The sequence below is a fragment of the Facklamia sp. P13064 genome, assembly GCF_050409425.1.
In the GTDB taxonomy this organism is placed as follows: domain Bacteria; phylum Bacillota; class Bacilli; order Lactobacillales; family Aerococcaceae; genus Facklamia.
Genome location: NZ_JBNUPM010000011.1, coordinates 55,122 through 65,974, shown reverse-complemented (window position 1 = coordinate 65,974; position 10,853 = coordinate 55,122). Strand labels below are relative to the sequence as shown.

13 protein-coding genes are annotated in these 10,853 nt (G+C 37.8%); 9 read left to right on the top strand and 4 right to left on the bottom strand.

Features of this window, described 5'->3' with window-relative positions:
• Positions 1 to 106 (top strand): cold shock domain-containing protein (locus ACQV2S_RS06095; protein ID WP_428885210.1); only part of this gene is annotated, 106 nt, incomplete at its 5' end.
• A gap of 56 nt (positions 107 to 162) precedes the next feature.
• Here the strand turns inward: ACQV2S_RS06095 and ACQV2S_RS06090 are convergent.
• Positions 163 to 468, bottom strand: coding sequence for a DUF4298 domain-containing protein (locus ACQV2S_RS06090; protein WP_428875559.1), 306 nt, complete (start codon positions 466 to 468; stop codon positions 163 to 165).
• 150 nt (positions 469 to 618) lie between these two features.
• Between ACQV2S_RS06090 and pepI the strand changes: the two genes are divergently transcribed.
• From pepI to ACQV2S_RS06075, 3 genes are all read left to right on the top strand, one after another.
• Positions 619 to 1,500: a proline iminopeptidase gene (gene pepI / locus ACQV2S_RS06085; protein WP_428875557.1), complete on the top strand. Its 882-nt coding sequence runs from the start codon at positions 619 to 621 to the stop codon at positions 1,498 to 1,500.
• Between the two features lie 240 nt (positions 1,501 to 1,740).
• Positions 1,741 to 1,971 carry a histidine phosphatase family protein gene (locus tag ACQV2S_RS06080; RefSeq protein WP_428875556.1) on the top strand — a complete coding sequence of 77 codons (231 nt, stop codon included), beginning with the start codon at positions 1,741 to 1,743 and terminating at the stop codon, positions 1,969 to 1,971.
• Between the two features lie 300 nt (positions 1,972 to 2,271).
• Positions 2,272 to 3,048, top strand: coding sequence for a nucleoside phosphorylase (locus ACQV2S_RS06075; RefSeq protein ID WP_428885206.1), 777 nt, complete (start codon positions 2,272 to 2,274; stop codon positions 3,046 to 3,048).
• 41 nt (positions 3,049 to 3,089) lie between these two features.
• Here the strand turns inward: ACQV2S_RS06075 and mnmH are convergent, their stop codons facing one another.
• The 3 genes from mnmH to ACQV2S_RS06060 form a co-directional block, all read right to left on the bottom strand.
• Entirely contained in the window at positions 3,090 to 4,115 is a 1,026-nt protein-coding gene (mnmH, locus tag ACQV2S_RS06070) for a tRNA 2-selenouridine(34) synthase MnmH (protein WP_428874591.1), read from the bottom strand.
• Between the two features lie 299 nt (positions 4,116 to 4,414).
• Positions 4,415 to 4,750 carry a hypothetical protein gene (locus tag ACQV2S_RS06065; RefSeq protein ID WP_428874589.1) on the bottom strand — a complete coding sequence of 112 codons (336 nt, stop codon included), beginning with the start codon at positions 4,748 to 4,750 and terminating at the stop codon, positions 4,415 to 4,417.
• Entirely contained in the window at positions 4,729 to 5,358 is a 630-nt protein-coding gene (locus ACQV2S_RS06060; RefSeq protein WP_428885204.1) for a hypothetical protein, read from the bottom strand. Before ACQV2S_RS06060 ends, ACQV2S_RS06065 begins: the two co-directional genes overlap by 22 nt.
• Before the next feature lie 683 nt (positions 5,359 to 6,041).
• On the opposite strand from ACQV2S_RS06060, the gene ACQV2S_RS06055 reads away from it, so the two are divergent.
• The 5 genes from ACQV2S_RS06055 (at position 6,042) to secG (ending at position 10,848) form a co-directional block, all read left to right on the top strand.
• Positions 6,042 to 6,965 (top strand): dihydroorotate oxidase, encoded by a 924-nt coding sequence (locus ACQV2S_RS06055; RefSeq protein WP_428885202.1) that lies wholly within the window; start codon positions 6,042 to 6,044, stop codon positions 6,963 to 6,965.
• 4 nt (positions 6,966 to 6,969) lie between these two features.
• The gene (locus ACQV2S_RS06050; RefSeq protein WP_428874264.1) at positions 6,970 to 7,890 is read left to right on the top strand and encodes an aspartate carbamoyltransferase catalytic subunit; all 921 of its coding nucleotides are present in this window, start codon (positions 6,970 to 6,972) and stop codon (positions 7,888 to 7,890) included.
• Positions 7,891 to 7,900: 10 nt separating this feature from the next.
• On the top strand, positions 7,901 to 9,184 hold the full coding sequence (locus ACQV2S_RS06045; protein ID WP_428885200.1) for a dihydroorotase: 1,284 nt from the start codon (positions 7,901 to 7,903) through the stop codon (positions 9,182 to 9,184).
• 126 nt (positions 9,185 to 9,310) lie between these two features.
• Positions 9,311 to 10,450, top strand: coding sequence for a 23S rRNA (adenine(2503)-C(2))-methyltransferase RlmN (rlmN, locus tag ACQV2S_RS06040; protein ID WP_428885198.1), 1,140 nt, complete (start codon positions 9,311 to 9,313; stop codon positions 10,448 to 10,450).
• Between the two features lie 164 nt (positions 10,451 to 10,614).
• The gene (gene secG, locus ACQV2S_RS06035) at positions 10,615 to 10,848 is read left to right on the top strand and encodes a preprotein translocase subunit SecG (protein ID WP_090290184.1); all 234 of its coding nucleotides are present in this window, start codon (positions 10,615 to 10,617) and stop codon (positions 10,846 to 10,848) included.
• The last annotated feature ends 5 nt before the right edge of the window (positions 10,849 to 10,853 follow it).

Sequence of the window (10,853 nt, the reverse complement as noted above, 5' to 3'; positions counted from 1 at the left end):
TATTTCTGGAGACGGCTTCAAAACATTAGATGAAGGCCAAGCAGTGTCTTACGATATTGTTTCAGGCGATCGTGGCGACCAAGCTGCAAATATTGTAAAACTATAATATAATTTAGACCCACCAGCTTTGTTGGTGGGTTTTTTTGTTTGTGCTTTAAGAGTTTAATAAATTTTAAAAATCTCCGTACTGATTTCTAACATTTGAAGCGCGCATTGTCTGAGATTTCCCAATGTTTCATAAGCATAATCTTCGCCGAGAATAGCTCGTGTAGAATCACTCGGTAACAATTCTCTTTTTTCCATTTCAAGATGCTCATACCATTCTTGACTACCATAATAATCGATGAGTTTTGCTATTTTTTCGATTTGGCCTTGGAACGCATCGAGTTGTTCCATTAATTGATTAACAGATTGGTCAACGGCTAAATAGTTTGTTTCCATTTCGATAAAATGCTCAATCTTATCCATTTTATATCCCCCTAAACGAATTATTATTATTATTATTATTATTATTTTATCATCATTTATTAACCTTGCGCTAAAAAGAGTGAAACGAAAGTGGCAGGGACAGTTTATTTAGGTAATAATAGAAAGAGAACAATAAATGGAGGCAAGATTATGAAGATTATTGAAGGAAAGATGCCTTTCAAAGGGCATGAAACCTATTACCGCGTTGTAAATCAAGCAGGTAGCAAACCCCCTCTACTCTTACTCCATGGGGGGCCGGGATCTACTCACAATTACTTGGAAGTTTTAGACCCACTTGCTGAATTGGATGATCGCCCATTGGTTATGTATGATCAAATTGGTTGTGGTTTATCGATGGTTGAAGGGCATCCTGAATTATTTACCGCACAGGTATGGAAAGAAGAATTAATTGCTTTAAGAAATTATTTAAAATTAGACCAAGTTCATATTTTAGGACAATCTTGGGGTGGGATGCTGCAGCAAATATATCAGATTGAAGAACAACCAGAGGGGATAAAATCTTATATCTTTTCATCAACGCTTTCATCCGCCAAGCTTTGGCGCCAAGAAGGGATGCGCCGAGTGAATCTAATGCCAGAAGTCTATCGTCAAGCGATATTAATGGCTGAAGAAAGCGGCAATTACCAATCACCGGAATACCTTGAAGCACTTAATGTCTTTATGGAAAGATATTGTTGTGGTCCAGTCACTGAAGATTCACCTGCTTGCCTAAAAAGAGAAAAGGCAGCTGGTTCAGAAGCTTATCTAGTGGGTTGGGGGCCTAATGAATTTACGCCGACTGGGACTTTGTCTGGCTTTGAATATACGGAGCACTTAAGGGAAATCGTACAACCATCCTTAGTGATCAGTGGGGCTATGGATCTTTCTTCTCCATACATTGCTAAAACTTTGTATGATAATCTACCCAATGCTGAATGGGAGTTGTTCCAGTATAGTCGACATATGTGTTACATTGATGAAACGGAAAAATACATTAATGTTTTAATGAATTGGTTAAATCGAAAGGATTAATGAAATCTGAGGAGGTTCTATTTAATTAGACATTCAATGCGAGACCTTACTGTTAAAAACGGATAAGTGCCTTTAACGGTTGAAGAAAAAATTGATTGAGGAGTTGGCAATTTTTTGAAGATAAAGAAATCAGTGCTATTTATGCGAGTCCATATCTTCATGTCAAACAAACCATTGAACCTACAGCTGAACGATTAAATTTAAAATTTATTTAGCAGAAAGATTTACGAGAGCGTAGGATTGGGGAAGGGGGAAGAGTTTTCTACAATTGCGCAAAACCAATGGGATAATTTTAATTATAAGTTGTCGAATAGTGAGTCATTACATGAAGTATCTCATCGAGTCGTATCTTGTTTTAAGGAAATAACAGAGCAATCACAAGCTAGTATCATTGTTGCTAGTCATGGCACAGCTTTGTCCGTACTAATGAATGTTTTGACAAAAAACAGTTTGCTTATCAAGATTTCTTAAGTATGAAACAACTGCAAGTTTATGAATTAAAACATTCTCAAAGACAAGTTGAAGAGTGGGAAAAATTAAAATTCATTAGTTCGAGAAGCGGACTATTTTACTGGACATCGCATTTTTAATGAAGGAGTGACCCTCAAGTTCAGATATTAATCAACGTATCTTAAGGCATTATTGATGGATCATGTAAGAATCATGAAAGGTAGTAATTATTATCTTCCCTCACTAAGCATAATAAAAATTGTCTTTCTCTTGTTAACAACTAGAGTATTTAGTAGGATAGAAAAAAATGAGAGGAAGGATATGAATAGCCACTTACCTTTACATGAATGGGATCATAATCCCCAAGCCATTATTAACCCTAAAGAAGTCACAGAGAAAGTAGTAAATTTTCCAGACACAGTAGTTTCTTGCTTTTCCTGCTTAACTTTCCAAAGAATGATCAGTGATTATCCACATGAAGCGATTGCTTCCACTTCTACTGCTCAGGGCGAGATTCCCATTTATCGGCTACAAATTGGAAAACAAACGATTGCTGCTTTCAATTCTCAAGTAGGAAGTCCGGCTTGTGTAGGCGTCCTGGAGCACCTATGGGCAATGGGGATGAAACGCCTCGTTTTATTTGGAACCTGTGGTGTGCTAGACTCTAGTATTGAAGAGGTATCAATTATTATTCCAAATCGAGCGGTGCGAGATGAAGGAACCTCTTTCCACTATCTTAAACCAAGCTATGAATTGGATGTAAATAAAAGGAGCTTAGAAGATTTTCAATCATACCTCAATCAAAAAGGGGTTTCATCGCGTATTGGTAAGGCCTGGACAACGGATGCTATTTTCAGAGAAACAATTGATCGGTATAAAAAACGAAAAGAGCAAGGCTGTATCTGTGTCGATATGGAATGTTCAGCCGTAGTCGCCTGGGCTCAATTGCGATCAGTTGAAGTGTGTCACTTCTTTTATGCTGCCGATCATTTGAGTGAAGAAGCTTGGGACAGCCGTTCCTTATCCGATCATGTGGCCTTGGACTCTAAAGCTTTCATTGCTCAAATAGCAATTGAGTTTGCTTTAATATGGAAGTAGACTAAAACAAAAGCAGCGACAAAAAGGTCGCTGCTTTTTCACTATAAAACGTCGTAAAGGTCGATTAAAGCACGCGCAGTATCCAGCGAAGAATAATTAATGATCTGATATTCAAAATTTTTATTTTTAAGTGTGTAGTGTTGATCATAGTATGAAAGGATGAGATCTTTAATGACGGATGCATAGTCACCTTGATTAAGGGATTCTATATGCATAGCCTTGCGTTGCGGGTTCATCTTATCCATTCTGTTCAAGCTTTCTTTAATCTCTGCTAAATTTTTTTGATCAGAAGCATTAATATATTCATCTTCGATTCGTTCAATTCGTAAATCTATTGGTGAATCAATGTAGACTTGATGGGGGGATTGTTTATATGCTTGATAAAGGGTGTGGGGGGTGTGCACCTTACCAATGCTAGCACTTTCTCCTTCGATAAAAACAATGCCTGGTTGGAATGATTCAAGTTTGTTAATTAGGGCTGCCTCGTAATTAGCTTGGCTAGGTTGTTGACCCAATCCAATCTGACCAAAATGCGACCCTCTATGATTCGCTAAACCTTCTAAGTCTAATACTTGGCCACCCATTGCTTCGATGTGTTTTAAAATCAAGGTTTTGCCCGTTCCAGTCATACCGTCTAAAGATACGAATTGAAAGTGATGAGGTAGTACTTCGAGTTGAGCTAATACACGTTGGCGATAAGCTTGGTACCCTCCAGCTAATTGATAGACAGTCAAACCGAGTCCATCTAATAAACCAACAATTGAAGAAGAGCGAAAGCCACCACTTTTACAATAGAAAATTAATGTATGGCCATGACTAGCTGTTATAATATGCTGAAAAAAGGTCGGTAAAATACCACTCATAAAATTAATACCAACTTGTTTAGCCTGGTCAATCTGTCCTTGGCTATAAAGTGTTCCAACCTCATGGCGGGTTGAATCATCCATAACAGGAAGATTGATAGCATTTGGAAGGTGGCCTTGAGCAAATTCCTTAGGACTTCTGACATCTATCCAAAGTGGGTTTAATAAAGATTTTGATTGTTGATAAGAAATTAAATATTTCAAAAGATCACCTTCCTTTAGTTACTAAATAGATAAGTTCAATATTAAATTTTACATCTAATCACTATAAAATGAAAGATTAGATTATTTTTCTTGAAGAAAGACTGTCAACCCCAAGCGATTATGTCCCGAAATTTGATTAATTTGGGTACAAGTAAGAATTGATCGAAAGTCCTACCGGGCTTTGCTTGGTTGCCTCTTCTTGTCTTCATTTTATATAAATACGGTTGATAGGAAGCTGCTTTCTACGGATGAGACAGAGGTGGGATAGAAGGTTTAGCTTGTTCAATTATCGCTTGCTCTTATAGATTTTCACTGACCGACTTATGCCGATGAATTTCTTCCAATGCATAGAGTTGATCTTTGTAAGAGGCAAACAATTCTTGTTTACGGCTTTCAATCACCAACACTTTTGTCTTTTTATTCAAATAGACGGGCTTAGCTTGCTGATCAATGAGACGATAACGATGCTTTTGATACTGAATGGCATGCTTAGCTTGAATACGACACCAATTAAAGCGTGCGAGAATAGGATCTAAATTCATACCCTTAGCTAGTCTTTCAAAGGCGGTTATGCTAGGCTTAATTGAGAGGGCAATTTGATTATTAAACGTCTCTAAATGGATGGGAGATAGCAATTGGCTTCTTGAATGGTTTGGATATTTGCAAGCTTCATCTCATTGAAAAGACGGTCTTGAAACATACCGAAGAGTCGCTCAATAGGTCCTTTGGTTTGCAGAATTGAAGTGGAACTTAATTGAATACCATGCGTCTGACACGCATATCCAAATTGAGTGGAGGCCTTTTGTTCGATAGCTTCGGACAAAGAGGCCTCTTTGCGTTGTGTCCCTCTTTGATCAAAAATCGATCGATTATCTGTCAAAATTTCATAAGGTATGCCATATTTTGTAAGAAATTGTTGAGTAACTTCAGAATAGCCATTGAGGGTTTCTTGCGTATCAAACGAAGCTCCAACACCCCTTCCCATCGCGTCATCAATAGTAGTGTGAAGATGATAATAGGAAGTATCTCCTTCAAACCACTGGTGTTGTGAAGCATCCATTTGAAGGGGATCGCCAGCATATTTTTTACGTAGACATACCAGGTGAGCCTTTTCAGGAGAAAGAGTAATTACCGTTTGAGAGAGCGCCTTATCCCGTTGAGAGAGTGTTCCTTTGGCTTCAATTTTTTGTTCGAGAGCTTGTCTTGGCTGACGACGTGTTTGTCTTCGCGCTTTAGGAGACACTGTCTGATGTTTTTCATGATATTTGGAAGAGTCGATTCGAAAATTTGAATCTGTTCACACGCCTTTAATTTTTCACAGAAGTGTTTAAAATTGAACCCTTCATAGACAGTTTGGTACAAATGGATAATCTTTTTTCAATTGTTTGACTTATTTTATTAATTGGGGAGTGATTAACATTTCCATGTTGAAAGCCTAATTTAACATAAGTTTTATAGACAGTTAATCGTCGTTTATTGAGCGACGCGATAAACCGAGCTCCACTTGGTCTTTGGCTTTTGATTTTCGGCCCTGTGCAACCGATTGAATGACAGCATATTTTCTTTGCTCGAACATTGTTAATCAAACTTTCATCTAACTACCCCTGAAAGAAGTATAACTCAGAAATGGGACATTTTGATTTGTGTTCTCTTGAGACATTATCATTTACGTTTAACACACAAAAGAGTCGATTATTTTTAATAAAGTCTTGATTTTTTTGAATGGTCGGGCTATAATAAGGAAAAATTTTATTAGTCTTTAACCGTGTACGAGATACATGAAAGATTTATTTGAATAGTTCATTGGAGAAACTCTCTCTAATGGGATATCCTTTTATGTGCGCAAGAGGTCAGTAACGGTTTTTCGTTACTGACCTCTTTTTTGGTTAAAACTAAGCGAATTCAACTTATGAAAGGAAGTATGAAATGACGCTTACGACCCAAATTGCCAATCAACATTTTAAATCCTGTTTAATGAATGCCGCCGGGGTTCATTGCCAAACAAGAGAAGAGCTAAATGAAATTTTAGACTCTCAAGCTGCTACTTTTGTTACCAAAACAGCTACTAGTCAAGCGAGAAAGGGCAATCCTGAGCCACGCTATGTGGGGAATCTTCACGGTTCAATCAATTCGATGGGCTTACCGAATTTAGGGATTGATTATTATCTAGACTATCTTTCTGAGTTAGATCGTTCAGATCTTTTCTTGTCGGTAACGGGCCTTTCTAAAGAGGAAATCTACCAAGTTTTGCATAAAGTACAAGATGCTTCATTCAATGGCTTGATCGAATTAAACCTGTCCTGCCCAAATGTAGTCGGCAAACCCCAGACAGCCTATGATTTTGAACTCATGCACGAGATTTTGATAGAAGTGTTTAGTTTTGTAAACAAACCACTAGGAGTAAAATTACCTCCTTATTTTGATCTGGTTCACTTTGATCAAGTGGCCGCAATCTTGAATCAATTTCCGCTTTCTTTTGTCAATTCAGTCAATTCAATTGGTAATGGTTTGTGGATTCAAGATCAAACTGTTGCAATCAAACCAAAGCAAGGCTTTGGAGGGATTGGAGGAGCCGCAATTAAAGCAACGGCTCTGGCTAATGTACATGCCTTCTACCAGCGTCTAAATGACTCCATAGCCATTATTGGTACAGGGGGCGTTGCAAGTGGGCGTGATGCTTTTGAACACATTCTTTGTGGAGCTTCAATGGTTCAAGTAGGAACAGCTTTGATGGAAGAAGGACCACAAATTTTTGAGCGATTGAATCAAGAATTAAAGGCTGAAATGACATCTTATGGCTATCAAAAAATAGAAGATTACCGCGGTAAATTACAGTACATGGAGGGATAAAATAATGAGTAATCACAACTTAGTTTTTAAGCATTTTGAATCAACCAAGAAACTAAATTCAGGTATGGTAATGAAACTAATTCATCGAGCCATCGAATTTAAAAACCTTGATCGCTCACTATTACCACAGTATCCAGGACACTTTGTTTGTAATGTTTTTTTGGAAAATTCGACAAGAACGCACCTTTCTTTTGAAATGGCTGAGAAAAAGTTAGGTATGCCGGTTATTGCTTTTGATGCTAAAACATCTTCACTTTCCAAAGGAGAAACCCTCTTAGACACTTTAATTACACTAGAATCTTTAGGGGTAGATACAGTTGTGGTACGTACTCGCGAAGAAAATTACTTCGAGCCGTTGATGAAATCACCGCACTTGAATTTGTCAATTATTAATGGTGGGGATGGGGCCTCTCAGCATCCTACACAGTGTATGCTCGACTTGATGACCATTTATGAAAAATTCCAACGTTTTATTGGTTTGAAAATAGCAATCGTAGGAGACCTCAGTCACTCTCGTGTTGCTCATTCTAACGCTGAAATTTTATCTCGTTTAGGAGCTGAACTATATTTTTCAGGACCAGAAGAGTGGTATGATGAAACCTTTGATCATTTCGGAAGCTATCTACCCATTGATGAATTGATTGGAGAAGTCGATGTCTTAATGCTCTTAAGAGTTCAATTAGAACGCCATGACCAGCCAGATAGTTTCGAAGCGGAAACCTATCATCGTTTATACGGTTTAAATACCGAAAGAGCCAGTCGCATGCAAGACCATGCAATTATTATGCACCCTGCACCGGTCAATCGAGGGGTAGAAATTGCTGATGAATTAGTCATGTCAGAAAGATCTGTAATAGCTGAACAAATGAAAAATGGTGTATTTATGCGTATGTCAATTATTGAAGCAGTTATGAACGGAAAGTAGGGGGGAAAAGATGTTATTAATTAAGAATGTGCGAATGCTAAATCGTCAAGGTGGATTTCAAGCAGTAGAGCTTTTAATTAAAGACCAAAAGATTAACGCGATTGGTCTAGATCTGTTGAATGAATTATCTCATGAAGAGCTTAAAATTTTTGATGGTCAAAACGGTTTAATTACTCCGGGGCTAATTGATTTGCATGTTCATTTTCGTCAGCCTGGTTTCGAAGGAAAAGAAACCATTGAAACCGGCTCAAAAGCAGCGGCTCGAGGCGGTTATACACAAGTTTGTGCAATGCCAAATCTAAATCCAGTTCCAGATAATCTAGCAGATTTTACAGCTTTGATGCAATTAAACGAGCAAGAAGCTTGCATCAAAGTACATCAGTATGCACCGATTTCACTAGAAATTACTTCCGAAAAAGAATTGGTTGATTTTCCTGCTTTAACACAAGAAGGAGCTGTTGCCTTTACCAATGATGGCAAGGGCGTTCAAACAGCTGGTTTAATGCTTCAAGCTATGCAAATGGCTGAGCAATTAGACCGACCAATTGTGGCCCATACTGAAGATAATTCTTTGCTTTTTGGAGGGGTCATGCATAAGGGGAAGGTAAGTGAAAAGTTAGGTTTACCAGGAATATACTCTGCGACTGAATCCAGTCAGATTGCCAGAGATTGTATTTTGGCTAAAGAGGCAAACTGCCACTACCATGTCTGTCACGTTTCAACTAAAGAAAGTGTAGCGGTTATTCGCGCTGCCAAAGCTGAGGGCGTAAAAGTAACTTGTGAAGTTTGTCCCCACCATCTTCTCTTGTGTGATGAAGATATTCCAACTGATGATGGCAATTGGAAGATGAATCCACCATTAAGAAGTCGCGCGGATCAAGCAGCCTTAATTCAAGGTCTACTAGATGGAACGATTGATTGTATAGCAACCGACCACGCTCCGCACATGGCAGAAGAAAAGAATCAGAGTATGCTTAAAGCACCTTTTGGTATTGTGGGATCAGAAACTGCTTTCGCTTTGCTGTATACTTATCTTGTTGAACGAGGAATTTGTAGTTTAGAACAGTTAATCAATTGGATGGCATGGGAACCAGCTAAAATCTTTAATATACCAGCTTCCGATCTTACTGTGGGGTCTATTGCTGACCTAGCTATTTTCGACATTGACCATGAATATCCAATCGATCCAAAGGAATTTGCTTCTAAATCGACCAATACACCCTTTGTAGGTTGGCAAGTTAAAGGTAAAACCTTAGCAACTATTTATCAGGGCCATCTTGTTTATCAGGCGTAAGAATATCTCATGAATTTTTGCTAGAGGCTAATGGCTATTCTTTAGAATGGAAATAAAATAAAGACAGGCTCTTTTGTTTGTGCTAAACTGAACATGAAGTTTTTAATAAATAGAGGAGTTTTATCAGTGAAATCAATAGATAGTTTGACCCTAGACGATCTAATCGAATGGCTAGCTCAAAGAGGAGAAAAGCCATACCGGGCAGATCAAATCTGGCAATGGCTTTACCGTCACCATGTGGCGTCCTACGAAGAGATGACTAATATCCCCAAAACGATTTTAGAACCTTTATCCGAGGAATTTATTTTTTCTCCCTTAAGGGCAAAAATTGTACAGAAAGCCCAAGATAAAACCACTAAATTTTTGTTTGAATTACAAGATAAATCAATGATTGAGACGGTTTTAATGTATCATCATTATGGTATTTCAGTGTGTGTCACAACGCAAATTGGCTGTAATATTGGCTGTAAGTTCTGTGCTTCGGGTTTGATACCCAAAGTAAGAGATCTAGAAACAGGTGAGATAGTCGCTCAAATCATGTACGTTCAACGACACTTGGACCAATTAGGTCAAGGAGAAAAGGTTTCGCATATTGTGGTTATGGGTATAGGTGAGCCTTTTGATAACTATGATAACGTGATGAAATTCTTAAGAATTGTGAATTCAGATAAGGGACTAGCTATTGGGGCACGTCATATTACTGTCTCAACTTCTGGCTTAGCACCAAAAATTCGTGAATTTGCTGATGAAGGTTTACAAGTCAATCTAGCAGTTTCCCTCCATGCCCCTAACAATGAGACTCGTTCTTCGATTATGAAGATTAACCGAGAATATCCCATTGAAGAATTATTTGATGCTATTTATGAATATATTGAAAAAACCAATCGCCGGGTAACTTTCGAATACATTATGATTGATGGTGTCAATGATACACCTCAACATGCTAAAGAATTGGCAAATCTGTTGAAACCGATGCTGAAATTAGCTTATGTTAATTTGATTCCTTATAATCCGGTTGCAGAAAATTCTTTCCGGCGTTCTAAGGCTGAAAATATTGCGCAATTCTTTGATATTTTAATGAAAAACAAGGTTAATAGTGTTGTTCGTAAAGAACACGGAACAGAAATCGAAGCGGCTTGTGGGCAGTTACGGTCTCAATACGAACGTCAAAGAAGAGCTAAAACTGCTAAAAAGACTAAAGAAGAAATCCGTCAATTTTCACAAGCACGTAAAGCTGCAAAGGCAAATGAGTCTAATAATCAATGATAAAGTAATCTTAAAGCGATTAAAATAAGCCCTCAAAAACGAAGATCTTTGGTCGTGTTTTTAAGGGCTTTTACTTTTAATATTAAAAGTTCCGGAGATGTCTATCACATTCTTAAGAAAGTATGATATAATTTCCTAGATAGTCCATATAAAGGAGGGCAACTATGTATAACGCTTTAATGATTTCATTAATTGTAGTATCTATTTTGATTATTTTATTAGTTATTATGCAACCATCTAAGAGTAATGCTGCTTCAACTTTAACAGGTGGAGGAGACGATGGCTCTGTTAAATCAAAAGCACGTGGCTTTGAAGCCTTTTTAATTCGTGCTACAACCGTTTTAGGCGTGCTGTTCTTTGTCATTGCCTTAGCTTTAGCTTACTTATCGGCTAAATAATCGTT